At 36.4% G+C, this 26,794-nt stretch carries 23 protein-coding genes; 2 read left to right on the forward strand and 21 right to left on the reverse strand.

Annotated elements, in window-relative coordinates:
• Window positions 1-71 precede the first annotated feature (71 nt).
• From IGI89_RS15700 to IGI89_RS15730, 7 genes are all read right to left on the reverse strand, one after another.
• The gene (locus IGI89_RS15700; RefSeq protein ID WP_061053943.1) at window positions 72-1,493 is read right to left on the reverse strand and encodes a lipopolysaccharide biosynthesis protein; all 1,422 of its coding nucleotides are present in this window, start codon (window positions 1,491-1,493) and stop codon (window positions 72-74) included.
• Window positions 1,494-2,393 carry a glycosyltransferase gene (locus IGI89_RS15705; protein WP_061053942.1) on the reverse strand — a complete coding sequence of 300 codons (900 nt, stop codon included), beginning with the start codon at window positions 2,391-2,393 and terminating at the stop codon, window positions 1,494-1,496. It lies immediately after the preceding gene.
• Window positions 2,394-2,758: 365 nt separating this feature from the next.
• The gene (locus IGI89_RS15710; RefSeq protein ID WP_016621277.1) at window positions 2,759-3,061 is read right to left on the reverse strand and encodes a glycosyltransferase family 2 protein; all 303 of its coding nucleotides are present in this window, start codon (window positions 3,059-3,061) and stop codon (window positions 2,759-2,761) included.
• The gene (locus tag IGI89_RS15715) at window positions 3,061-4,155 is read right to left on the reverse strand and encodes a glycosyltransferase (protein ID WP_061053941.1); all 1,095 of its coding nucleotides are present in this window, start codon (window positions 4,153-4,155) and stop codon (window positions 3,061-3,063) included. Before IGI89_RS15715 ends, IGI89_RS15710 begins: the two co-directional genes overlap by 1 nt.
• Window positions 4,152-4,508 (reverse strand): DUF2304 domain-containing protein, encoded by a 357-nt coding sequence (locus IGI89_RS15720; RefSeq protein WP_005229543.1) that lies wholly within the window; start codon window positions 4,506-4,508, stop codon window positions 4,152-4,154. Before IGI89_RS15720 ends, IGI89_RS15715 begins: the two co-directional genes overlap by 4 nt.
• Window positions 4,508-5,233 (reverse strand): glycosyltransferase family 2 protein, encoded by a 726-nt coding sequence (locus tag IGI89_RS15725; RefSeq protein WP_016621275.1) that lies wholly within the window; start codon window positions 5,231-5,233, stop codon window positions 4,508-4,510. The genes IGI89_RS15720 and IGI89_RS15725 overlap by 1 nt, the downstream gene beginning before the upstream one ends.
• Window positions 5,234-5,253: 20 nt before the next feature.
• Window positions 5,254-6,036 carry a glycosyltransferase gene (locus IGI89_RS15730; RefSeq protein ID WP_061053940.1) on the reverse strand — a complete coding sequence of 261 codons (783 nt, stop codon included), beginning with the start codon at window positions 6,034-6,036 and terminating at the stop codon, window positions 5,254-5,256.
• Window positions 6,037-6,277: 241 nt separating this feature from the next.
• Between IGI89_RS15730 and IGI89_RS15735 the strand changes: the two genes are divergently transcribed.
• Together IGI89_RS15735 and IGI89_RS15740 are read left to right on the forward strand one after the other, a co-directional pair.
• A complete protein-coding gene (locus IGI89_RS15735) occupies window positions 6,278-8,083 on the forward strand; it encodes an LTA synthase family protein (RefSeq protein ID WP_225869266.1) in 1,806 nt (601 codons plus the stop codon).
• A gap of 506 nt (window positions 8,084-8,589) precedes the next feature.
• Window positions 8,590-9,885, forward strand: a complete 1,296-nt coding sequence (locus IGI89_RS15740) for an ISL3-like element ISEfa11 family transposase (protein WP_438735831.1) — start codon at window positions 8,590-8,592, stop codon at window positions 9,883-9,885.
• Window positions 9,886-10,007: 122 nt separating this feature from the next.
• Here the strand turns inward: IGI89_RS15740 and IGI89_RS15745 are convergent, their stop codons facing one another.
• The 14 genes from IGI89_RS15745 to asnS form a co-directional block, all read right to left on the reverse strand.
• Window positions 10,008-11,261, reverse strand: coding sequence for a glycosyltransferase family 4 protein (locus tag IGI89_RS15745; protein ID WP_061053938.1), 1,254 nt, complete (start codon window positions 11,259-11,261; stop codon window positions 10,008-10,010).
• A 21-nt stretch (window positions 11,262-11,282) separates the two neighbouring features.
• Window positions 11,283-12,854: a DUF2142 domain-containing protein gene (locus IGI89_RS15750; protein ID WP_400451193.1), complete on the reverse strand. Its 1,572-nt coding sequence runs from the start codon at window positions 12,852-12,854 to the stop codon at window positions 11,283-11,285.
• Window positions 12,854-15,925, reverse strand: a complete 3,072-nt coding sequence (locus IGI89_RS15755; RefSeq protein WP_438735832.1) for a rhamnan synthesis F family protein — start codon at window positions 15,923-15,925, stop codon at window positions 12,854-12,856. The genes IGI89_RS15750 and IGI89_RS15755 overlap by 1 nt, the downstream gene beginning before the upstream one ends.
• A gap of 36 nt (window positions 15,926-15,961) precedes the next feature.
• Window positions 15,962-17,203 (reverse strand): ABC transporter ATP-binding protein, encoded by a 1,242-nt coding sequence (locus IGI89_RS15760; protein ID WP_400451196.1) that lies wholly within the window; start codon window positions 17,201-17,203, stop codon window positions 15,962-15,964.
• Window position 17,204: 1 nt separating this feature from the next.
• Window positions 17,205-18,005 carry an ABC transporter permease gene (locus IGI89_RS15765; protein ID WP_061053935.1) on the reverse strand — a complete coding sequence of 267 codons (801 nt, stop codon included), beginning with the start codon at window positions 18,003-18,005 and terminating at the stop codon, window positions 17,205-17,207.
• A gap of 209 nt (window positions 18,006-18,214) precedes the next feature.
• A complete protein-coding gene (locus tag IGI89_RS15770) occupies window positions 18,215-19,381 on the reverse strand; it encodes a nucleotide sugar dehydrogenase (protein ID WP_042890413.1) in 1,167 nt (388 codons plus the stop codon).
• Between the two features lie 16 nt (window positions 19,382-19,397).
• Window positions 19,398-20,249, reverse strand: coding sequence for a dTDP-4-dehydrorhamnose reductase (gene rfbD, locus IGI89_RS15775; protein WP_400451198.1), 852 nt, complete (start codon window positions 20,247-20,249; stop codon window positions 19,398-19,400).
• 42 nt (window positions 20,250-20,291) lie between these two features.
• Complete coding sequence (gene rfbB / locus IGI89_RS15780; protein ID WP_060792923.1) at window positions 20,292-21,320, reverse strand: dTDP-glucose 4,6-dehydratase; 1,029 nt, start codon at window positions 21,318-21,320, stop codon at window positions 20,292-20,294.
• Between the two features lie 12 nt (window positions 21,321-21,332).
• On the reverse strand, window positions 21,333-21,905 hold the full coding sequence (gene rfbC, locus IGI89_RS15785; RefSeq protein WP_400451200.1) for a dTDP-4-dehydrorhamnose 3,5-epimerase: 573 nt from the start codon (window positions 21,903-21,905) through the stop codon (window positions 21,333-21,335).
• Between the two features lie 15 nt (window positions 21,906-21,920).
• Complete coding sequence (rfbA, locus tag IGI89_RS15790; protein WP_060792921.1) at window positions 21,921-22,787, reverse strand: glucose-1-phosphate thymidylyltransferase RfbA; 867 nt, start codon at window positions 22,785-22,787, stop codon at window positions 21,921-21,923.
• Window positions 22,788-22,893: 106 nt separating this feature from the next.
• On the reverse strand, window positions 22,894-23,598 hold the full coding sequence (locus IGI89_RS15795) for a glycosyltransferase family 2 protein (protein WP_400451202.1): 705 nt from the start codon (window positions 23,596-23,598) through the stop codon (window positions 22,894-22,896).
• Window positions 23,595-24,425: a glycosyltransferase gene (locus IGI89_RS15800; RefSeq protein WP_438735833.1), complete on the reverse strand. Its 831-nt coding sequence runs from the start codon at window positions 24,423-24,425 to the stop codon at window positions 23,595-23,597. The genes IGI89_RS15795 and IGI89_RS15800 overlap by 4 nt, the downstream gene beginning before the upstream one ends.
• Window positions 24,425-25,213 carry a glycosyltransferase family 2 protein gene (locus IGI89_RS15805; protein WP_400451206.1) on the reverse strand — a complete coding sequence of 263 codons (789 nt, stop codon included), beginning with the start codon at window positions 25,211-25,213 and terminating at the stop codon, window positions 24,425-24,427. Before IGI89_RS15805 ends, IGI89_RS15800 begins: the two co-directional genes overlap by 1 nt.
• Window positions 25,214-25,480: 267 nt before the next feature.
• Window positions 25,481-26,779: an asparagine--tRNA ligase gene (gene asnS / locus IGI89_RS15810; RefSeq protein WP_005236932.1), complete on the reverse strand. Its 1,299-nt coding sequence runs from the start codon at window positions 26,777-26,779 to the stop codon at window positions 25,481-25,483.
• Between the last annotated feature and the right edge of the window lie 15 nt (window positions 26,780-26,794).

Here is a 26,794-nt window from a genome sequence, read left to right on the forward strand (position 1 = left end):
TTACTCACTCCTTTTTAATTAGATGCGGTTTTTTATTTGAATACCACAAGTTTTTCTTGAGTATAGCAAATCTAGAAGACAGATTTTATTTTTTTGACTTCCCCTGTAATCAACAAACATGAAACCAATAGAATTAACCATAAAATACCTTTGATTACCAGTAAGACAAAATAGTTCGTGTTGATCGTGATGAGATGATCGAACAAAAAGAGAGCAGCTGCTAAAACGACACTGATACATACTGGACTGATCAGCTGCTTCAAAACATCTGAAAGTTTTCCTTCCAAGACTTTTGTCATCAAAATCCAGTAGGAGGTGAAAAAATTTAAGATGTACGCTACACAAACAAAGGCAGCCACGTAAGTTATCTTCGAGAAATTGATTCCAACCAATGTTAAACTAAGAATCAAAAAAGTTGAAATCATTCCCGTTTTCAATAATGTTTTTGAATGGTTTCTTGCCATAAATATGCTTCCAGTTGCAGAAGTAAGCATCTGCGCCCATATACTAAATGCCAATATTGAAAAAGGAACGACAGCGGCATACCAGCGAGAACCAAAGAGAAATAGGATAATTTCCTCAGCATTCATTACCATAAAAATAGTTAATGGAAATGCGATTAATCCTAGGACATGGACAATTTTTAAAAACGTTTCTCGTATCAACTTCACATCATCTTGATGATGTGACAAAACAGGTTGCAGAACTGGGGAAATAATACCTAAAAATACCGTATTGGGCATAGTAATCATTTGATAACTCTTTTGATAATTTGCTAAGGGCACGGGACCTAAAAATCGTCCAATTAGTAAATTATCTGAATTACGGGAAAAATAATTTAATATTGTAAAACCTAATTGGTTTTTTGCGAATGACCATAGTACTTTAAAAGGTTGCGGGTCTAAACTTTTTGTGTACTTGATCTTAACTACAGCAAAATTAGCAAACAGCGTAGCAATTGCAGGAATAGCGGCACTTAAAATCAATGCATAAACGCCAAAGCCAGCAAAAGCTGAGGCAATACCAAAGATTGCACCAAAAAGATTACAAAACAAGAGCCTCAAATTAAGGGTTCGAAATTTCAATTCTTTATTTAAAATTGCTGTTGGTACAACGTTCATTCCTTCTGAAAATACAATGATCGACATAAACCAAAATAGCGATTTATAGATAGGATTATTATAGATAATCGCAACAAAATGGCCGAATATCCCAAAACCGACAGCTAACAGAAAAGCAAACAGAACTGTATAGTTAAAAACAATCCCATAATCTTCTTCCTTCATCTCTTTGTTCTGAATGATCGCCGGACCTAGACCAGCTGTCACAAACATTTGGAAAAATACTAGGAAAACTTGAACATTCGCTACCACCCCAAATTCTTCAACTGGTATTAATCTTGACAGTACAACGTTTATCAGCAATTGGATCAAAACATTGCTGTACTGTCCGATTGCTGTAAAAATCATACCTGATCTAAAAGCATTTCTCATCTAGATACTCATCCTTCTCTTTAAGTCTTCATTTGATAACGAAAAAAATCCGCTCATTAATGATAAGTTCTTTTTTACATTTTTTAACTTAAAAAGATATGACTTCTTCAGATTGTCATTATATAATAAGTCACTCGAAGCATCTTCTTTGTGATAAATGCTCAACGATGGTATATACAGTTGTTTGTATCCAAGCCGCTGACAAAGGATTGCCAAATAATCTTCTTCATTATAAAGAAATGTTTCCGGATAAAATCCAATGTAATATCTCAAATAATTTTCGGTAAAAAAGATTGCTGCACCATGCAGTGTCTTCTCGTAAGGATCAAGTATTTCCTGGGTTTCATCCGAAAAAGAAGCTGATTGATACGCGTTGTCCCGAAGCGTCATCAATTTCTTAAGGTGCGGATAGATATTTAAACGCAATGAGCTTTCCAACAATAACAATATCATTCTATGGAAAACCAAATCTGCTTTCTTTTTTAGATTGACATTTAGTGTATTTTGGTTCTTTCCGTCTCTGGTGATAATTTTTGTACCAATCATGCCAATATCCTCATTGTACGATATTGAAGCTAGTTTTTCTAAATAAGTTCTATCTTCAAGGAGAGTGTCCCCATTTATAACCAGGACCCTTTCAATTCCTTTCTTTCTAAAAAGTGATAGACCAAAATTATTTCCTCTTGCAAAACCAAGATTTTCTTTCATCTTTACAACGGTAACCTGCTCTGAATCTTCAAAGTTATCTGATAAACGTTTGAATGAATCATTTGGTGAATCATTATCTACGATTAGGATATCTATCTCTTTAAAGGTTTGATTCATTAAAGATCCCACACATTCAATTGTATCTTCAAAAGCTAAATAATTTAGAATTAAGATTCCTATTGTTTTCTTCATATCACTGATCCTACTTCCTAAGCTACTATACGATGTTTTAATATTCTTGATAAATTGATAAGATTTCTCTTATCAATTGACAAAAAATGGGGCTTTATCATAAATACATTTTACAGCAATACAATCATTCAGATTGCGTGTTCTTGATAGAATTGCCCTAATGCTTCTGGATATTTCTCTAAAAAGTTCTCAGTTAATCTGTTTTTCTTTAAAACATCTAAATTCTTCTTGCTTATTTTACTCGTTAAAGTTGAGTTTTCTGTTGTTCAATAATAATAGCTTTTACTATCAATCAATGAAATCTTCGTTATCTTATCAATCATTTCATAGAAAAACAGCCCGTCCTCATAAATAATTCCTTCAGTTTAAATCGGTGTAACAAAATCATCGCAATCAATGAATGCAATCAATTTGCCACTGGCATACGAAATCCCTGCGTTTCTAGCGCTTGATTGGCCACCGTTACTCTTGTTGACTAATCGAATAACTCTGGAGGTGTTTTTCTTTATGACTTCATTAACTACCTCTATTGAATCGTCTGTTGAGCCATCATCAACAACGATGATCTCTATGTTTTTATAGGTTTGATTCATAAGACTAGTGAGACATTCACCTATATATTTCTCTCCGTTATACATTGGAATTATTATACTGATTTTCTCATCCATTATTTTGTACTCCTCAAATAGTCAATTACAGGCTTAAAGGTTTTTTCAAAAGTAAAATGACTAAGACCATATTGAAAAATAGCTGCGCTTAATTCCTTTTTTGAAGAATTTTCAAGCATCGAATCGTACCACTCAATTAAGCTTGGAATATTGATTGGTGTATCATCGCTCGGTACACGATAATAAAACGGAAGATCACAATTATCCAAATCAGTTTTCACTCCAGAAACAATCGGCAACCCTTTCGCCAAATACTCTTTTCCTTTTAGACTACTATTATAAGTTACTCCAGATCGATGACGGGCTAAAGAGTCAATCCCAATATCTGCATTCTGATAAAACTGATCCAATTGAGAAAATTCTATTCTGCCTAATAACTTCACTTTTTCTTCTAAGTGGTAATCAGAGACCAGCTTTTTATAGTCCTTTAAGACAGGACCATCACCGACTAAAGTGAACATGACGTTTCTCTTAGCGTCAGATAAATTATAGTATTCGTGCAGTCCTTGTATGACGCGATCATATCCATGGTAGAAACAAAGTGCTGCGACCCCTAGTAATCGGATTGCACCATCTCCCTCATTACTACCTTCAATCGGACTAGCAAAGTCGTACGCATTCGAAAGATTGATACATGGTATATCAAAAATTTTTTCATCATCCGAAAAAGTCAGAACTCGATCAACGTAGTGTTTTAAATATGGTGTCCAGAGATGTTCTTTGGCTTGAATGTCCCATTTTACAATTCCTTTAAATTCGTTCATATAAGGATATGTTGGAATTTCTAATAAGACAATAATTGATGGATTCATTGTCTTGATTTTCTTTAATAAATCGATAACACTTTTATCAAAAACCGCACTTTTTCTAATGTAAACAAAGTCGTACTCTTGCCAATTTATTTTCTCTTTTAAAAAAAACTGTCTTGAAAAAAAAGGAACTAGGTTTAGAAACAGATGACCTATATTCCTTTTTGGGTTTATTAAGGGTTTCATGGAAAAACCATTTTTTTCAAACTCTTCAATTTGTCGATTGATCTTCTTTTGAATTCCACCAGCATGGGTCAAGTCTTGGGAAAAATAAATACCCTTCATTTTTCTCCTTCTTTCATTTCTCTAATTTCCTTTTTCAAGAAAGATAACTCTTGTGTTAATGTTTTGACTTGTCTTTGCGTATTTATCAATGCAATACTAGTTGTTAAAGTGATAAACAATAAAAAGGCTGTTAAACTATATAATGCTAAAGAAGTGAGTGTAGTGATCCCTAAGAAGTGGGCGATTGTCGTCCCTACTTTGGGAAATAATGCACCGATCAACATTATTATTCCCAGTAAAAGCCATTTGTTCATTTGACGTACTTCTGCATGATCTTTACGAATCAAATAAACAGTTAAGACAAAAAAAGCAAATGCTAAAAAAATAGCAATAATTTGTAATTGAACCGGCATTAGGATTCCTCCTTTTTAATCAAAGATGCAATCAGAATAGCCAAAGAGACATTAACCATATACGCTGCCGAGTCGAAAAAATGAATACTTGAGCGACCAGTTGTTCTTTCGAACATGTTTACCCCAATCTCTTTCACCCGGATGTTTTTGGCTACTAAATGCATGTAGCTTTCAGGTTCCGGATACTGGCTCGGATATCGATGGGCAAATTGTCTGATTACTTGCCGGTTTCCTGCTCTGAAACCACTCGTTACATCTTTGACGCGCATTTTTGTCAGAAGGTAAATAAGTCCTGAAAGAAGCCTGATTCCTAATTGTCTTGCACCAGTAGATTTAAACGTCGACGTGCTGTCTTCTACAAATCTGGATCCGACGGTAAAATCAGCCTTATTATTGATAATCGGTTCAACCAACTGACTTAAACTTTCAATATCGTGCTGTCCATCGCCATCATATTGAATCGCGATATCATAATCGTGTTCTAATGCATACAGATATCCCGTCTGCACAGCTCCTCCAATACCTAAATTGTTCACCAACTCGACATGATGAATATTGTTTTCTAATAATACCGCTTCCTCATTGTCTGTAGACCCATCATTGATAACAAGATAATCTAAATTATATGGTGTTTTTTTTCTATACTCGAGTACCTTGTCGATTACTTGGACAATACCTTCTGCTTCATTATATGCTGGAATAATAAGTAAAATTCTTGGATTCACGATTTACACCCTAACTTTTCTTATAATTGATTGCTTTCTTGATTTTTCACGTAAAATTTCATGAGAAAAGAAGCAATGGTTTTTCCCCAATAACGTTTGTACATTTCCAATTCTTCTGCTTCTCTCGTTTTATCCAGGGTTGTTGCAGTTGTTTCAGATTCTTCGTGAATTCTATGATACATTGCATTTTTTGAGATGTAACAAATGTTTTCCGGCCGCTTCATGATTCGTTCCCATGCATCCCAATCTACTGCCATTCGCATCTGTTCATTAAATTTGAAGTCATTGAGCACCCGCAAATTATATGAAACAGCTGGACAACAAATAAAGTTCCCAAACGCATATATTCGCCTTTGATACCACTTTGATTTTAATAACCCCATTGTTTTTAAACCGAACGTTTTAATTTTAAGATTTATTGATCTTTTTCTGATTTGACTTTCTTGATCGATTTCCTTATAATCCGTAAACACAATACTTGTTTGATTATTATTTTCGAACGCATCAATGACGCTTTCACCATACTCTTTTAAATAGATGTCGTCTTGATGAACGATCGTCGCATATGGCGTATCAACAAAAGACAATGCATTGTTCCAATCTCGTCCGATACTTCCGCCTGAACTAGTAAACATAGGTATCTCATAAGAGTTGGCAATCTCTGTTATATAAGTATTTGGTGTACTTGTGTACAAAATCAGCTTGGACTTTCCTTTTTTCAGACTCGTCTGATTTAAACAAGAAAGTATACATTCTTCTAAAAAAGAAGACTCTTTATAAGCGCAAATAACAAATGTATGCATGAATATCCCTTTCCATGAATTGTTAAGAGTTTTAAATATCCAATTCTAAAAAATTATACTCGACTTTTTAGTAATTCTCAACAAAAATTAAAATCCCTAAAAAAACTTAAAGAAGACAAACTCGCATTAATTGGCAAAAAATGAAAAAAAATAAGGATTCCACGCCTTTTTTTAAGTTTTTCTTTTGGAGACTTGTCATTATTCTAGTATACTATATATAATATGTATTTGGAGGTACAGGATGCTTTTTTCAATCTTACTTTTTATTCTCATACTCTTTTTAACAGCACATAGAAGCTTTTATCGCCGATTTTCGTTTTCTCTATTTTGTGCCGTTTCTCATCTGTCATTCACGGCATTTATTGCACGATCACTCGGCTTAACTGAATTAAGAAAAAATCTCTTATCTTTTAGTTTCCTTTCAACCAAGTCCGCTGTCACTGGTGTAAGTATCCTTGTTTTTCTTTTTCTCTTATCAACGGTGCTGATTATCAAAAAAACAGGTCTGATTGACAGAATATTTCAATCCTTGACCTGGCGTCTTCAACTTTCTTTTTTTATTTTTTCATTACTAGTATTCATTGGAGCACTTGCGGGAAACAGTGCCGTTTGGACGAAAAGTTTTTTTGGTAATGTAGGCATTAGTGAAATTCTATACACTTTGTCTCAACCCTTGACAGGAACAGATGCGGGCCAAATTTATACGTTCATTTTGGGTCCTTTATTAAATTCTATTATTCTCACTCTTAGTTTTCTAGTAATCCTATACTTGCTACTCTATGCTCTATCTTACAAAAAGTTTCAGCAAATTAAGTTAACCAAAAAGACGAGTTTCTTTTTTGCCTTCATTAGTGTAAGCCTCACTATATACGGTTTTTTCTTTGGTATACAAACATTGGGCTATGCAGAACTAAAAGCATATTTTTTTGAGAAATCAACGATTTACGAAGATTTTTATGTGGACCCGAATGATGTTGCGCTTACCTTTCCAGAACAAAAAAGAAACCTTATCTATATTTACGTCGAATCATTAGAATCAACGTACTTATCCATTGACCTTGGCGGAATGCAAGAAGTCAATCTATTACCAAATCTCACAGAATCAGCTTATGCAGATGGACTAAATTTTTCGCACCAAAGTACTTTCGGCGGTGCTCGTCAAGTTCCTGGTGTTGGTTTTACAGTAGGAGGAATGGTTGCTCAAAGTTCTGGGGTTCCTCTGAGAGTCTCTGGTGGCTATAACGAAAATGAATATGGCAATACTTCATCTTTTATGCCTGGTGTCACCACAATCGGTACCATTTTAGATCAAGAAGGATACAATCAAACACTGTTAATCGGTTCCGATGCAAGCTTTGGTGGCAGAGATAAATTTTACTCTCAACATGGAAATTACCAAATAAAAGATTATCAATATGCCATCGATAATCAATGGATACCGTCTGACTATAAAGTCTGGTGGGGATATGAGGATGAGAAACTTTTTGAGTTTGCTAAAAACATACTTATAGAAGATTCTCAGTCAGAAGAGCCCTTTAATTTAACGCTTCTAACAGCTGATATGCACTTCCCAGATGGTTTGATGACCGAAAATACACCTAAATTTTTTGAACAGCAATATAGTAATGTCATCCACTATTCAGATTATATGTTAGGTAATTTTATACGATGGGTTCAGCAACAGTCTTTTTATGATAATACCACTATCGTAATTGCCGGTGACCACCTAAGCATGGATCCCTCTTTTTTTAATGGTATCCCTGAAGACTATGAGCGAACTGTCTTCAATCTCTTTATTAACTCACCGGTAACAACCTTGAATAATACCAATCGTTCTTTCAGTACATTGGATTTGTTTCCGACCACTTTATCTGCATTAGGTGTTTCCATTGAGGGAAATCGATTAGGCTTAGGAACAAATCTATTTTCAGAAGAAATGACTCTAATGGAAAAATTAGGGTTTGATGAATTCTCTAATGAACTTAGTAAGACATCAAGCTTTTACAATCAGCAGATTATGCAAGGATCAGACCTTGAAGTTAAATAATGAATTGCTAAATCACACCAATTACTACGATAAATTTTTACTATATAATTGAATATACTAACCAGTCTTTTAGTAGTGTCAGTAAAAACTCAATTATTTTTTACTGACACTATTTGATATGGTCGAGGAAACAACTCTACAATAAAGATATCGTAAAATCTGATCATTTTGTTTATGATAGCATTAAATCTCTGACATATTCACCTATCAAGCAATTTTTATTGCTAATAGAATTAAACAGCTTTTTTAAAGCCTTGTTTGTATGTTTTGCTTTAATACTCGATCCCTACTATTTCTAGGAGTAAGCGGTCCGTGAAATAGTAAACTTTTAACTGAAAAAGTAAAAAAGACAAGGTTGCCTTTGTTGTCGGGCTCTATAATTTATGGGACTGATGAATCAGAATTGATTCTTCAGTCCCATTTTCATTTTAGGTATTAAAAAACATATCGTTCTCTAGTATGATTAAATCACCACAAAATAAACAACTGAGAGGACGATATGCTATATGAATGATTCTATCAAAAAAATGCTGAGAATAATAGAGAAAGATTTGATGATTATAGAGGTCTCTTACGAGACCCTTCAGAAGAAAAAGACGTTGGTCGTCGATGCTGTTCTCTCGCCTACTCCTCGTGCTTGTAGAAGTTGTGGTTCTACTGTGGTAGATGGAAACGGAAAAGCAATTATAGTGAAAAATGGGAAGAAGGAAACGATTGTCCGTTTTGAACAATACAATCATATGCCTTTGGTTATGCGCCTAAAAAAGCAGCGCTATACCTGTAAAAACTGCCGAACCCATTGGACTGCTCAAAGTTATTTTGTCCAACCCAGACATTCAATCGCAAATCATGTTAGATATAAAATTGCTTCTTTACTGACTGAAAAAGTATCTTTATCTTTTATTGCGAAAAGCTGTCAGGTATCTTTGACCACCGTTATTCGTACATTGAAAGAGTTTAAAAGCTATTTACCAAAGCAATCTAAGAAGATTCTCCCCAGAGTATTGATGGTTGATGAATTTCGTTCGCATGCTTCCATAGAAGATAAAATGAGCTTTATTTGCGCAGATGGCGAAACAGGAAAATTAATAGATGTTTTGCCTACGCGTAAATTACCTCGATTAACAAGCTATTTCTTAGGTTGTACCAATCCAGAAGAAGTAGAATTCTTGGTGACAGACATGAACGCCGCCTACTTCCAGCTCACCAAACGTGTTCTGCCAAATGCGAAAGTAGTGATTGATCGGTTTCATATTGTCAAACACATGAATCAAGCGTTCAATGAGTTGCGTATCCGTGAAATGAATGAACTTCGTAAAGCCGGACAGAAAAGCCAGGCAGAAAAACTGAAAAAGAACTGGCGCTTTTTGCTAAAAAATCGTGCAAACATCAACCATTATGAATACAAAACATGGAAAAGTTTCCGAGCACCAAAATACCCATTTCTTACTGAAGCAATGATGATTGATCGATTGCTTGAGTTTTCTACGCCCCTGAAGGAGGCGTATCCCTTTTTTCATGAATTAGTTGAAGCCTTTCGAGACAAAGACCCTGACTTATTTTTCTGCATATTGGCAGAACTTCCCGAAACGTTAGATGACGGCTTTCGGGAGAAGCTTCAAAACCTTCTGACTTATGAAGAAGGCATCACCAACGCAATGATCTATCCTTATTCCAATGGAAAAATAGAAGCGAAGAATACCCACATAAAGTCAATGAAACGAGTATCCTACGGATTTAAATCATTCGAGAACATGAGAATTAGAATCTTTTTGATCAATCAATTAATCAATGTAAGATAACAAAAAATCTGAGCCAGAATGTGGTTCATTCTGACCCAGATTTGATTTTGCACAACTCATCAGTCCTTATTGACAAAGAGCCTGTTGTCGGCCTTGTCTTTTTACTTAGAATCATTTGAACTTTATTTAAAGCTTTTCCTTATTTTATACTTAACTCTTTGCAGGAAACTTCTCGTTTGATACTCAAATTGCGCCAGTTTGCTCTTTTTTTCATTTAAGGTCAATAAAGATTTTATATGGCGAATCGCTTTTGGCGAAGCAGTTACGGAATCGATTGCTTCGATTAAGTCTTGATAAACATAATAAATCTGGTACTTCTCTTTTGCTTCAACGGAGAAATTGACTGTTTCGCTTTTGAAGTCATCAAAGTTATCTAATCGAACGCGGATCATTTCTACTAATTTATCTATATCACCTAATGGATAGACACAACCGTGATTAAAAAAATCATATGCTGACATGTGCCCTGGATTATTGGATATAATAACTGGTACACCGTTTAAAAGAGCCTCAACATAAACTAAACCGAATGTTTCCATTGCTGAAGAAAAAACGCATATATCTTTCGATGTCACATGCTCCCATGGATTGTCTACATTTCCTAGAAAAGTTATATTTTTTAAACGATTTTTTTTGATATAATCGAGACATTTTTCTTTATACTCATCATCCCATGCACCAATAAAAACCAACTCAATATCGTACCTGTTCAACTGATGATATGCTTTAATTAATTCTAATTGATTTTTTCTTGGGTTGATACGTCCTACTGAAACGATTCTTTGAACATCTCCCTTTTTAAGGGAAACTTGTTCTAACTCTGTGTAGGGAGCGAATGATTTAATTTTTTTCCTTGTAAACAGCTCTTGCAAATTATTGCTCAACTCGCCTCTAACAGCAAAAATTTCATCAGAAAATTCTTCTATAAACTCAATTTTATCCTTGTAGTAAGCAAATTCGCCGGAAGGAAATTCATGAATTAACCAGATATGAGAAACGTCTTGAACAGCCGCCGCCATCGCACCTTGGAACATGTTTGCTGTATTTGTGATTACCAACTCAATATCAAACTCGTCTATCTTTTTTGCAATGAGATCGATAGTATTTCTAAAAGATGCCGCTCGTTGTTCTTCACTTCCAAATAACATTCCTGGTGCATCCTCCCACCACCACCGTTGATTTGAAACTAAAAAACATTTGATCCCATTACTTTCAAAAATTCGCGAGTAGTCATTTACTTCGACGTCTCCACTAACCGGTGCAATATTTACTACTTCATATCCTTGCTCAACTAGATATTTCATTAAATTAAATATTGAAATTTCTGCCCCGTTGTCCATTGTGCCAGTTGGTGAAAGGAATAATATTTTTCTCATTAAAATCTCCTTTTCTTATTCTTATAAATAGCCATACAGTGCGACACAAGAATTAAAAAATGTAATGACATAGATTGTTTTAACGCAAAAGCTAGTAATTTTATTTGAATCCAAATGACTCATTACCTTTTCACTTTCAAAGCCTAGTTTATTAAGAATAGGCCCTAGAAATAACGGCAGGAATGCGAGTAAATAAAAATGATACCTGCCTTGTACACCTGGGACTCTTAAATCACCAATTGAAAATACTCGTGGATCACCTGTTATTGCCAAGATCGTTCCTGAAATAATCACAAAAAAAGTAGCCAAAGTAAGCACACGTGTCTTCTTAGGGATAGTGATTTTAATAAGCATAGCAGAAAGAGTAATCATCAAAGTATAGTTTATCAAATTGATGAACCCCGCGGCTTCACTAGCCATAAAGTATGGCATTGGATTCTTCAGAAAATAACCGATAGAAGCAATTACATCCGAATATGATCGTAAAAACAAAGTAATTGTGTATCCAATATTACTGATTAAATACGAAAGAACATCTTCATTTTCATCCACTGCGACAGTATTAGCTGCAGGAACATCCTCGAATAGATGGAAAATCGCACCGTTCATCAACCATAAAAAGCCTAATGAAAAACATAGAAGTACTGCAAAAACCGTAATTTTTTTTGTTTTCCTCGTATCAAAATATTTTGCAGGCACAAATAAAGGCAGTGCAGCCAACAGAATCACTGGTGCCTTACAAAAAACCAGCCCAAGGCAAGTAAGCATATAAAGTATGATTTTTCGAAAATTAACTTCGCGTTCACCAACAAAAAAATTGGTGAATTGAGCCAATATCAATAGTACTAGACCATAATAAAGATTATCGTAGGTAAAACCAGATGAGATCCATACGGCAAATGGGGTCGTAGCTGCAACGAAAAGCGCTAATTTATAAACTTTGCTTACCTTTATAGCCCAAAAAGCCAACAATGCATAAAACAGAACATTAAAAATTCTCCCTAAATAATAGTGAACAGATACTCTTTGCGAGAATAATCGTCCAATGGTTATGCCTATAGCACTTGGTATATAAGCGGGATTATTAAACCCGCTTTTTTCAAGCCAGTCTTCATTATAGGTAGAGGGAATAGATTCAATTTCAAGGAATTCTTTGTGGTAAAGATTAGTATTCAGTTCATTTCCATACTCGGGTTTACTAGGTAATTTGGTAATAGCTAAGAAATCCGGGGATATGGCAAGAAAATTTCTTTCATCTGTTTGATTTCTGACTTTTCCATCTGCTACTTCTAATGCGTGGTAATAATGCGTATTCTCGTCATAGTTTTGTCGAATTGGTAGAATCAGTGCATTTAATGTACCAGCAATAAAAATTAAGACAAACGCATTTCTGGCGATTTTCGTTTCATCACTTATTCTTGAAACTATCAGTAAGAGTATAGCAGCTGCTAAGGCCAAAACAATATACAGTTTAGGCCAAGTTAATTCTATATATTGTAAGAAAAACTGAGCAGTCAAAAGAATGAATAAAAAAAGAATAAGCAGCTTGTAATTCTTTTTTAGTTCAATTAGATTGTTTTTAATAAATAGCATTAATGGATACTCCTTAAAAAAGCACTTAGTTCATCTTCATGCTCTGATGTTGTACAATTTTTAATTACGTAATTATAAGCATTCTCACCGATAGTTTCTCTAAAAGTCTTATCGTTTATCACTTTTTCTAATTGGTTGAACCACTCATTATCCTTGACGAGTATGCCGTTTCTGTTGTGCGTTACCATCTCTTTAAAAGCACCAATTTCACTTGCCAATGTAGGTATTTTCACTAAAGCAGCCTCCATCCATTTGATTTCAGACTTTGCCTCATTAAAAATCGAATGTACCAGCGGTGCTAAATTAATGTCCACTTGGCAAATCAGTTTCGGCAATTCTTTCCAATCAACAAATGGATGAATGACCAGTTGCGATTCTACCCTTTCCATTTCTTTCGGGACATCTAAATGCCCAACTAAATGCAATTCCACTTGCGGAAAAGTTTCTAAGATTTCTAGAATAGCAGGCTTAATCAATTCGAAATTCTCATTATGGGTGATAGATCCCGAAAAGTACCCGATTTTCACCTTTGTACTATCTTCCATCTTATTTTCAACTGCATCATGACTGATCGCCACCAACTCTTGGTTCGCAAGATTTCGATTAAGCAGTACGTTCTGGTGATAATTCAGAAGTTCCTCTTTTAAGACACCTGTGGAAGCTATCGCCCCATCACACATAAGCATCATTTTTTTGTAACTGATAACGCCGCTATCGTAATTATTTTTTTCAACTTTTGTAAGATTTTGGACGTACGTCAACTGATCCGTGTACTTGGTATCGATCACTAAATCGTCAATATCATACAGCACAGGTTTATGGTACTTTCTTGCTAAACGAATCAGTTCTGCTAATCGCTCATCATATGGTGCACGGTAGATAATGATATGACTTGCGTGCTCAGCTAATCCCATTTGAAATGTAGAAAGATTAACATGCCAGACATCAAAGCCTAGGTTTTTTAACTGTTCAATCTTATTTTGTACACGGTATTTTGTTAACTGCGGAATTGCATTTTCGACACCATCTATTATGAGAATATGTTCTTTGTGCTTTTTATTTTTGATATCCTCCATGATTTGATCGATCACAGCACCTGGATACTCCGTTTCATTTCTAATATATTCAATTAATTCAGGAACTTCTGTTTTCCTCTGAAGTCCTTGCCAAGCAAATTTCTCGTCTGTATCGTTTGCAAAAGCTGTGTATTTAACGATAGGTACACCCTCTCGAACCATTTGAAGGGGATGGATATACATTGGACTATCCGTATTCTTTTCGGTTAAAGCCCCGTGTTTAAAGCCCAAGTCGCTGAAATGTTTTGTAAAAACCGTTTCATGCTTTCCGATTGCTTTTTCTCTTGAGTTCGTATCTCCAAGATTTTTCCAATAGTCATAAAATGATGGATCGTGAAACATTGATTTCTCAATTACTAAAAAATAGGACTGTAAATGAATAGGGATATATCCATACTTGTTATACTTGGTAAAATCAGGTTGTTCTTCTCCATAAGAAACTCCCCAGAAATCAAGTTTTTTAGCTGCCATTTTATTAAATGCTTCTGTTAAATCTGAGACTGGACCAACATTCGTATCATTCACCAATAACAATTCATCATACTTACTTAATTCCTTTTCGCCAAGAAAATCGATACCGTGTTTAAAGGCTGCCGTATCATATCCATCATTAGATCTAAGAACGACCTCCCCAAACTTACGAAGCTTTTCTAAGTCAGACTCCGGTAATTTACCATTCACTACGATTAATACTTTTTCTGAAAAAACTGCTAATGAGGAAAGAAAAATGAGTTTATACTCTTGCAACTGGGATTGGCTTTCATAGATAACATATACCAATACTCTTTTTGGATTTTGATAAACATTTTTTTTGCGTGTTGTTTTTCGTTTGCTAGATAAAACTAAAAATTGCAAATTAGGGATTTTTCTGAGTTTAACCAATAACTTTTGTTTTGCTTTATCAACAAGTACTAATCCTTTACTAGGATTTCTTAAAAATCTTAGTCCATAACTGAAAGGCTTCACAATAAGTTTACCAACCCTGTATGACTTAGATGACATCAACGCTTGTTTATCGTTTTCCAGCAACTGAATTAATTGCGCCATAGATAAATTCTGATTTTGCAAGTCATTTTTTTCAAGATTTTCTTCAAGTAATCGCTGATCTATCGCCTGTTTTTCATTGTTTAAGTCTTCCACTGATACTTTTAATTCACTAATTTCTGCAAGCAATAATTCATTATCTTTGTTTTGTTGTTTTATATAATTAGTCAAATCTGCAAGATGATTGATTAATTCTTCGTTTCGGTCTTCCAGTTGCATGATATTATTCTTAATTGCTGAAAGAACCAGTTGTGGATATTGTTCCTGATGCTTGCTCAGGAGATAAAGATAAATCTCATAATAAAATTTTTCGGTCCCATGCTGCCCTTTCCTTGATATTGATTCTTGTAGCACTCGATAATTTAATTTTGTGGAAGAACATTTAACAGCTTTCGCATGGTTGGTAAGAATCAGTCGCATAAAAAAGTCATAGTCGACTAATTTTTTTCTGTTTAACGCTAAATCATATGTTAGCTGACCAACAATTTCTTTTCTTATCAACGAGCAATTATCAATAAAGTTACTAGAAAGAAACTCTTCCAATTGGAATGGTTTGGCTTCCATAAACAACTCACCTGTTTCAACATTTACAAGATCAGTATATACAATATCTGCTTCTTCTTTTTCGGCAGTTTCAACTAGCTTTTCAATATATTGATTATCTAGATAATTATCACTGTCGACAAATAATAGGTATTTTCCGACAGCTCGCTCAAGTCCTTTATTTCGTGTCACACAAACGCCTCGGTTTTCTTGAACCAAATACTCATGTTTTAGCGAAACATGTGATAAATAATCTCTAATAATCTGATCTGAATTATCTGTCGATCCATCATTGATAATCACTAATTCTAAATGTTTATAGGTTTGGGAAGATACACTTTCCAGACACTGACCAACATATTTTTCATGATTATAACAAGTTATAATCACAGAAACTAATGGTTCCAATACGACTCACCTTTTTCTATAAGTAGATTTTTCTGATCACTTAAGCTTCTGCCAGCTTCCATTGCTTGTAAAAATACCGCTTGAGGCGATCCGCTCGCTTTTTGATCGATTTTTTCTTGGAGAAACGATTATTACGGGTGAATTTTCTTGATCTGAAAAAGCAAATGGTTCGTCCGCGGCGTTTCGAATTGATACGCCTAACCTTAATTTGCATTCATTGATATGATTTAACTCGCAAGCATATTTAAAAGTCTTTTTACCGATACCTTTTGTCATTTCATCATATGAATTGTCGTTGTACATCCAAATGTTGCGATCGATATCTGTCATTGAAAAAGCAATATACGTCTCCATATCTTTTAACACTTCATAAGAAATCAAAAACTCTACTCGTCGATTCTCATCGGTAAGCATTTCATCAGATAATAAATCTACTGTAAAGTTTCGAATTGTTTCCTCTTCTTTACTTTTTGTTTCAACTTTTTGTGGTTCTTCTAAAACCTCTTCCTTTTCAATAACGGTGGAGGCCCCCGTCTGTGTAACATTGTCTAAAGAATATTGATTTGCTACATCATCTGGGGTCCCGATGATTTTTACTTCCCCTTTATCGATCATCAGTGCTTTATTACAGTATTTACGAACAGATTCCATTGAGTGAGTCACGAGGATAATGGTCTTTTTCTCATCTTTGGCCTTCATGAAATAGTCATTGCATTTTCTTTGGAACGCTTCATCTCCGACAGCCAATACTTCATCTAAGACTAAAATATCGCTTTTCGCTTGAATCGCTACAGAAAACGCAAGCCGAACCTGCATGCCGCTTGAATAATTCTTTAATTTTTGATTCATAAATTCAGTTAATTCCGCAAACTCAACGATATCGGAATACATTCCATCCACTTCTTTTTCGGAAAAACCAAGCATAGCGCCATTCAAATAGACATTCTCTCTCCCAGTTAATTCTGGATTGAATCCAACGCCTAACTCGATGAAAGAAACCAATTTTCCGTTCACTTCAACAGACCCTTTTTCAGGTGTATAAATTTGGGAGATAATTTTTAATAAGGTTGATTTTCCACTCCCATTTCTTCCGACAATTCCAAAGAAATCTCCTTTATTCACTTGAAACGAAATATCTCTTAGGACTTTTTGCTCATTGTATCCTTTGATTCCTTTAAAATAATTAACGATCGTTCTTTTTAAACTCGTTGTACTTTCTGTAGGAAGTCGAAACGATTTTCCTATATGATCCACTTTCACTGCTATTTCATTATTCATATTAAATAATCTCCGCAAATTTTTTCGAATTTTTATTAAAAATCATGTAGCCGGCAACTAATACGATCCATGGCAAAATATATGGAATTGCGACGATCCAATTCGTATTTATTAATTGCCATACCGTAATATTGCTTGTACTTGTTAAGATATGCCGCATATCTTGAATGATTTGAGCCATTGGATTCATCATCAAAAGTTTGGCAATGTTCACGTCCATATTCATTACAAGTGTCAATGGGTAAATTAACGGTGTAAGGTAAAAACCCGCTTGAAGGACAACCTCCCAGATCGGTCCAATGTCTCGGAACCTAACATAGATTGTTGCCAAAATAAAAGACACGCCCAATGAAAAGGCATAGAGTTCAATCAGAAGCAGCGGTGCTAAAAAAGCATAGATTGAAATATCCGCTCCATTGATCATCGCAAATAAAAGAACGATCACAAGGCTGATTACTAGATTGATTAAGGCGTTGATCGATACAGCAATAACAATGATATGTGTAGGAAAGCTTAGTTTTCTAAGCAGATCACCTCGTGTGACGATTGATGACATACCTAAATTTGTCGTTTCGCTAAAAAAGCTCCATAGAACGGTTCCCAAAAGTAATGCCACTTCAAAGTGAGGAACATCTTGTCCAAATTTAAGAAAACGCACAAAGACCACATACATGACAGTAAACAACATCAAGGGCTTCAAAACAGACCAAACATAGCCCATAATACTTCCTTGATATCTTAGTTTAAAATCGGTTTTTACTAATTCTTTCAATAAAATTCTATTTTTACGCTCGAACATCATTTTCTCCTTTAAGGTTCCACTAATCTTTTTTACGGTAAAACTTTTTAAAGCTATCCTTAAAAAGTATACTCGACATTCCCCTCTTTCTCAACCTCTAGCAGATCATTTCAAAAATTGAGAAAAAAAATTAATGTTTCATTGACAGATTAAACGAAAAAAAGAAAGCCGCATTCAACGAACGAAATTTGGCCTCCTTTTTCTCAAAGTTTTTAGTCTCTTTCAAACAAATCTCTTGTGTATACTTTGTCTTCTACGTCATGCAGTACATCTTCCATACGATTTGCTACAATAACATCAGAGATCTTTTTAAACGTCTCAAAGTCATCAATCACTTCAGAGTTATAGAAGGATTTCTCTTTTAAAGAAGGCTCGTATACTACTACGTTGATTCCATGGGCTTTGATCCGCTTCATAATTCCTTGAATGGAAGAATAGCGGAAATTATCAGAATGAGCTTTCATAGTCAATCGATAGATGCCCACAACTTTCGGTTGTCGATCAAGGATCTGCTCCGCGATGAAATCTTTGCGGGTCGTATTTGCTTCGACGATCGCTTGAATGATATTGTTCGGAACCTTATCATAGTTAGCTAGGAGCTGCTTGGTATCCTTGGGCAGACAGTAGCCGCCGTATCCAAAAGACGGATTGTTGTAGTGGGAGCCGATTCTAGGATCCAGTCCGACGCCTTCAATGATTTGTCGTGAATCAAGTCCCCTCACTTCCGCATAGGTATCTAATTCGTTGAAATATGCCACGCGCAGCGCCAGATACGTGTTAGAAAACAGTTTGATTGCTTCAGCTTCAGTCGGATTTGTTAAAAGAACGGGAATTTCATTTTCCCATGCATTTCGCTTGAACATCTCGGCGATCTCTTTCGCTCGCTCACTGCATTCTCCAACAACAATTCTCGAAGGATGCAAATTGTCGTATAAAGCTTTTCCCTCACGCAAAAATTCAGGTGAAAATAAAATGTTCTCTGTGTTAAAACGTGCTTTAAGATCTAATGTATACCCTACAGGAACTGTTGATTTAATAATAAACACAGCATCTGGACGCAACTCCAGCGCTTTTTCAATCACCGATTCTACAGTCGACGTATCAAAATAGTTTTTATGCTCATCGTAATCTGTAGGCGTCGCAATAATTAATACATCCCCAAAGTCAACTGCTTCATCAAAAGCTTTGGTGAAACGAACGGACAAGTCTGTCCGCTCCAAAAACTGGTGAATTTCTTTGTCTTCAAGAGGTGAGATGTTCTTTTGCAATTGATCGATTTTTTCATCCACAATATCATAAGCAAGTACTTCTTCTTTTTGCCCCAATAACAAAGCGTTTGCTAATCCTACATAACCTAAACCAAAAACGGAAACTTTCATCATGATCCCTCTTTTTCTAGTTTTCTTCTTTCTCTAAAGATGCAGTCATATCAGCCAATGCTTCTTCCCAAGTAGGAATAACAAAACCGGTATTCTTTGCTTTTGTAAGATCCAACACCGAGTATTGTGGTCGTTTTGCTTTTTGCGGATATTCTGCTGAAGTGACAGGTGCAACCTCAACATCAGTTTCTTTCAGAATTTCTTTGGCAAATTCGTACCATGAACAGCTATTGTCATTTGATAGATGGTAGATCCCATAGTCTGCATTGTTTTCGATAATATAGACCATAAATTCAGCTAATGTTCGGGTCCATGTTGGACGGCCATATTGATCATCAACGACGGTTAAGCGCGGGTGCGTTTGCGCTAAACGTTTCATTGTATATACAAAATTATGTCCATATTTACCAAAAACCCATGAAGTTCGAATAATGAAGTATTCATCTAAAAGATCTTTCACTGCTTGTTCACCCAGCAATTTTGTACGACCGTATTCATTTTGAGGATTCGGCTTATCTGTTTCTTTGTAGACCCCCTCTTTTTTCGTTCCATCGAACACATAATCAGTACTGATGTAAACAAACTTTGCTCCTACCGTTTTCGCCGCTTTCGCAACGTTTTCCGTCCCGTTGACATTGATTTTTTCATCAAGTTCCTTGCCTTCATCTTCCGCCTTATCTACTGCTGTGTATGCAGCACAATGATAAATAACGGTCGGTTTTAATTCTTGAATAAACGCAAGAGTTGCTTGTTCGTCCGTAATATCCATTTCCTGGGCATCCGTTGAGACATATTTTAATCCTTTTTCATCTAATAGATGTCGCAGCTCCGTGCCCAGCTGCCCATTTCCGCCTGTCAGTAAAATCATATTTCTCATCCCTTCAAAAAAAGCAGGTTTCCCTGCTTTTATTTATTGTCCATTCGCAGCATAATTTTTCTCTACCGCTTCTTTTTCTGTCTTCCACCATTCTTCGTTGTTGCGATACCACTCAATCGTATCGGCTAAGCCATCTCGGAAATTGGTGAATTCCGGTTGCCAGCCCAATTCTTCTTTCAATTTTGTCGAATCAATTGCATAGCGTAAATCATGACCTGGTCGATCATTTACGTGCTCATACGCGTCTTTGGGCTGATCCATTAGTTCTAAAATCAGTTCAATTACTGCTTTATTATCCTCTTCACCATCGGCACCGATGAGATACGTTTCACCCATTTGTCCCTTTGTTAAAATCGTCCACACAGCTGATGAATGATCATTTGTATGAATCCAGTCACGGACATTTTTCCCGTCACCGTACAATTTCGGCTTGATGCCGCTCAAAATATTGGTAATTTGTCGAGGAATAAATTTCTCAATGTGTTGATAAGGTCCATAATTATTAGAACAATTGGAGATCGTCGCTTGGAGACCGAATGAGCGCACCCAAGCTTTTACCAAAAGATCGGAACCAGCTTTTGTTGAAGAGTAAGGACTTGATGGGTTATACGGCGTTTTGTCCGTGAATTTTTCTCCCGCTCCTTCGCCATGTCCCGGAAGATCTTCTCTCAAAGGAAGATCGCCATATACTTCATCGGTTGAAACATGATGGTATCTTACATTATACTTTCGGCATGCTTCTATCAGCGTATACGTTCCTATAATGTTGGTTTGAACAAACGGAAAAGGATCTTTCAACGAGTTGTCATTATGAGATTCTGCAGCATAATGAACGACAGCGTCTGTATCCTGAACCAATCTATCTACCAGCTCCTGATCAGCAATGTCGCCGACAACTAATTCGAAGCGATTCTTTGGAAGACCATTAAGATTGTTCTTATTTCCCGCATAGGTCAGCTTATCTAAAACTGTTACAAAAACATCAGGATGATTATTGATCACATAATGAACAAAGTTAGAGCCGATAAATCCTGCTCCACCGGTTACAATAATTTTTTTCATCACTTTCACTCCTTATACTTCACCATAGACAAATGTATTTTCTATTTCAAATTCTTTCAGTGTTGGATGTTTTTTATCTTTTTCTGATAGAATCGCTTTTTTCACATCTATAGGCCAAGTAATTGCCAAATCGGGATCATCAAATGCAATGCCGCCATCAGCTTCAGCATTATAATAGTTGTCACACTTATACAAGAAGTTCACATTTGGGGTCAGTGTCATAAACCCGTGGGCATATCCGCGAGGTACTAATAACTGACGATGGTTGTGTTCGGTTAACAAGTACCCTTCCCACTCTCCATAGGTCGGGCTGCCTTTACGAATATCTACGATAACATCAAGTACCGCACCAGTCACCACACGAATCAATTTTGTTTGTGCTGCTTCACCTTTTTGAAAATGCAGGCCTCTTAACACACCTGCTCCAGCAGATAATGAGTGGTTATCTTGAACAAAATCAAAGTCAATTCCTTGTGCTGAAAATTTTTCTTTTGAATAGCTTTCAGTAAAAAAACCTCGATGATCGCCGTAAACGTCCATCTCTATTAATTTTACATCTGTCAATTTTGTTTCTATAACTTTCATCAAAGCGTCTCCTCTTTATTCAGCAGCTAGTCGTAATAAATATTGACCATACTGATTTTTTTTCAATGGCTCAGCTAAAGCAACCAACTGCTCTCTTGTGATATAGCCCATTCGGAATGATATTTCTTCCAAACACGCAACTTTCAAGTTTTGCCGTTTTTCAATCGTTTCAATAAAAGTAGATGCCTCAAGCAATGTTTCATGTGTTCCTGTATCAAGCCAAGCGAAACCTCTTCCCATGACTTCAACAGAAAGTTTATTTTTTTCTAGATAAACTTTATTGATATCGGTAATTTCTAATTCTCCACGCGCAGACGGTTTGATATTCTTGGCTATTTCGACTACTTCGTTATCATAGAAATACAGACCTGTTACAGCATAATTTGATTTCGGCTTCTCAGGTTTTTCTTCAATAGACAAGGCGTGCATATCGTCATCAAACTCCACTACACCAAATCGTTCAGGATCATTTACATGATAGCCAAAAACAGTTGCACCTGATTCTTTTGCAGCAGCTCGTTGAAGCATTTTCGATAGACCGCCGCCATAATAAATATTGTCTCCTAAGACTAAACAAACACTATCAGTGCCGATAAACTTTTCCCCAATAATGAATGCTTGAGCGAGGCCGTCAGGACTTGGCTGCACTGCATAGTCAATTTGCAGTCCTAAGTCTTTGCCATCGCCGAATAACTCTTGAAAGCGAGGAGTATCTTGAGGAGTGGAAATAATTAAAATTTCTTTGATCCCCGCCAACATCAATGTAGACATTGGGTAAAAAATCATTGGTTTGTCATAAATAGGCATCAATTGTTTAGAAGTTGCTTTTGTTAATGGATAAAGGCGTGTTCCTGAACCGCCTGCTAAAATAATCCCTTTCATTCATTACGCTCCTTAAATAATTTACTTGTATTTCTCACCACAGCATTATCTCATTTCTAGAAAGCTTTGTCATTCAAATCAAAGTTTTGAAATGAAAATGTAACTTTTATTTATCAAATACCTTTCTCATGATCAGGCTTCTGATTAAACCCCAGCGCCACACGAATTGCTGGCCAAATGAAGCGGATGTTTTGATTTCACTAGCATTTTTTTCATGTCTTCGATACAACGTTAACTGCTTATCGATAAGTTCGATACGGTTGCCTGCCATTGCACCGATCCACATATCATGCATTGGAATTGCTTGCGGAAACGGAAGAATAGATGGCTTCAACTCTCTTCGAAAAGCCATGCCTGCTCCGATGTACTTATTTTTAAGTAAATTTCGTAAAAATCCGACTTTCACATTCCGATAGGCAAAATAGGAGGGTTCAATCAGTTCAAGCTGCTCATCGACAATTCTCAAATCAGAAATGACTACCTGTGTCTCTTTTTTTTCATTAAATTTTGCTTTTGTATCAGCAACTTTATCGGGAAGCCACACATCGTCTTGGTCGGCCAAAAAAATCAGATCGCCTGAAGCCTGGTTAATTGCGTGTTCAAAATTTTTGATAATGCCTTTTTGCGGTCCTTCCAAAAGTTTGATTCGGGGATCTGCGCGATAAGAATCGAGGATATTTCTTGTCTTGTCAGTAGAGAAGTCATCCGAAATAATCAGCTCATCATCAGGTGCAAGTTGAATTAGAATGCTGTCCAGCTGTTCTTGAAGATACTTTTCTCCGTTATAAGTGGCTACACATACTGATATCATAAATGATCCTTCCTAAATGACAAGTATTCTTTCCATGTTCTTCGACTGAATCGGCACATTTTGGGTGAAAGTGCTTGTTTTATTGTTCGAAAAAAAAGCTGTTTTTCATGTTCCTTTTTCTTTTCTTTATCGAAATCCCTATAGAATTTCGATTCACTGGTAAGAATCTGATCATATCTTTCCCTAGTCATCGTTTTATAATGCATGACTGAAAGATCATGATTCAGCTTTTGGTTTGCAATCAAAAACCGAAAGCCTTCTTGATGTAAGCGAAGAAAAAGCCAATGATCTAAAAAATCCAGTGGAAAAGCATCATTGAATCCGCCGATTTTTTTTATAGCCGCGAGAGTGACTGCGGTGCCGGAATTGATTGCCATAATCCGCTGTTTTTGCTCACCAATAGCAGGATATGCCAGATTTCGATTGATGTAACGATCAGCTAAGACCGGCGATACCTGTGTTGTGCCACTGTAAATCAGCGGCACAACAGCACCTATTTCAGTTCCGATCGTCTCAGCCATAAGAAAGTTTAGGTAGGCTTCTGTCAGCTCCGTATCTTGGTCCAAGAGAAGCAGCAAATCAAAATCGCCCCTAGACGCAGACTTAAACCCTTTATTGTATGCTTTGGAGAGACCGGGATTGGCTGGATCATGGAAATAGGTCACTAATGGATGCTGAAAAAAAGGCTCATCATGACTTTGTGGACTGTTATCATAAACCAGCAATTGGATCTGCTGGTTCTTCACCGCTTTTTCCAAAAGCGGTGAAGCCGACGCTTCTTGCCAGCTTCTTTCATACATTACGATCGTCACAAATAAACGGTTCATCAAAACAGCCTCCAACCCCATTTATTAAAAAATTTCATCATCGAATGCATAAACACCAAAAAGAGTTTTGCACTTCTATGAGCTCCTTTACCGTATAAGTGCACGACTTTTTCAAAGGGCGTATACAAAATGCGGTACCCCGCTTTTTCATATCTCAAACACAAATCATTGTCTTCAAAATACATAAAGAACTGTTCGTCAAAGCCGCCGATTTCTTTAAAGTGAGCGATTTCTACCAACATAAAACAACCAGAGCCCATTCGGATATAACTGGTTTGATCTTGTGGAAGGTCACGGCACTCATAAGCAGACAGTCTTTTTTTAAATACTTTTTTTACCCAATGAAACGGAATAAATCGCAAGAAATAATCGAATACAGCTAATCGTTTTCTTACTAAATACTGAATAGAGCCATCTTCGTTCAAAACCTGAGGAACTACGACAGCTGCTTCATTCTCTTGAATTCTTTTTAATAATCCTTCAATTGATTCTTTCGTGACAAGAATATCAGGATTGCAAATAAATCCGTATTCTTGCGTTGCATTCATTAATAATTGATTGTGTCCATGACCAAATCCAAGATTTTCATTGGCTGAGATGACAGTGACAAATGGATAGTCTTGCATTTTAGCAATGTATTCTGCTTTCGAATTATTATCAAATATTTTCACTTCAAAGCGTGGATCCTCTCCTATCTCTTTCTCCAGATGATCCAATGTTTTGAATATATCACGACTATTATGTGTCACAATACTGATGATTATTTTATTCGTTTTTCTATTATCCATAGTGTATTGTCCTTAATGTTATAAAATGAGAGATACTAGTCAATTTGTTATTATATCACATCCCCGCGCGTAAAAAAAGCACACTCGGCAAGCAAAGCGATTTCTTCTGTTCAGTCCCAGCCGCCCGTTGGATTGCTGCTTGCTTCTTTTCTGAAGTAATCCCTCATCATCAAGAGCAGATAAAAACACCAGCCCCGCTAGAGACTTTCTAGCAAGGGATGGTGTGATGAGTGAATCGTTTACGCTTTTGCACAAAATCTTTTTAAATTACGGATAAATCCGATTCAACAACCGTGGAAACGGAATGGATTCTCTTACGTGCTCGATTCCTGATAACCAGGTAACGGTCCGTTCTAGTCCAAGTCCAAAGCCGGTGTGAGGAACTGAGCCGTACTTGCGTAGGTCTAAATACCATGAGTATTCGTTTTCGTCTAAGCCGTGGGCGCGGATTTGTTCTAGCAGGTATTCATGATCGATAGCACGTTCAGAACCGCCTATGATCTCGCCATAGCCTTCTGGTGCGATCATATCGGCACAGATCACGACATCTTCTCTCGTTGGATGTGGCTTCATATAGAAGGGTTTGATGGCTTTTGGATAGTTTAAGATAAAGACGGGCTGATCGAATGAATTGGCAATAAAGGTCTCATGTGGTGAGCCAAAGTCATCGCCCCATTGAATATCATCAAAGCCGTTCTTTTGTAATAATTCCACTGCATCATCGTAAGAGATTCGTGGGAATGGTAATTTGGTGTATTTTTTCAAGACTTCACGGTCACGACCTAAGACGTCTAACGCATAGTCACAGTTATCGAGCACATTTTGCACTAAGAATGCCACGTACTGCTCTTGGACTTCTAAACTTTCTTCTTGGTGCATAAAGGCCATTTCTGGTTCAATCATCCAAAATTCAATCAAGTGACGACGTGTCTTTGATTTTTCGGCACGGAAGGTTGGTCCAAAAGAAAAGACTTTGCCAAACGCCATAGCGGCAGCTTCCATGTACAATTGACCGGACTGAGATAGATATGCTTTTTGATCGAAATAGTTGGTTTCAAATAAATCGGTCGTTCCTTCTGGTGCTGATCCGGTTAGGATCGGTGGATCGATTTTGATGAAGCCATTCTTGTTGAAGAATTCATACGTTGCCCGGATGATTTCGTTTCTGATTTGCATGATGGCGTGTTGTTTTGAGGAACGCAACCATAAATGACGATGGTCCATCAAGAAATCTGTTCCGTGTTCTTTTGGTGTGATTGGGTAATCATGGCTTTCCCCAACAACTTCTAAACCAGAAATGCCAATTTCATAGCCAAATTTTGAGCGGCTGTCTTCCCTGATTTCCCCAGTGACCAGTACGGCAGTTTCCTGATTTAAATTTTTCGCTAATTGGAAAACTTCTTCCCCTACTTCACTTTTCACAACGATTCCTTGGAAATACGCTGTTCCGTCGCGAAGTTGTAAGAAGGCGATCTTGCCGCTGGAACGTTTGTTAGCAACCCATGCGCCGATTTGAACGGTTTCGCCAACGTGTTTTTTTGCATCTAAAATTTGAATAGATTCCACTTGATTCTCTCCTAT

The organism is Enterococcus sp. AZ141 (genome assembly GCF_051714385.1).
Lineage (GTDB): Bacteria > Bacillota > Bacilli > Lactobacillales > Enterococcaceae > Enterococcus_D > Enterococcus_D entomosocium.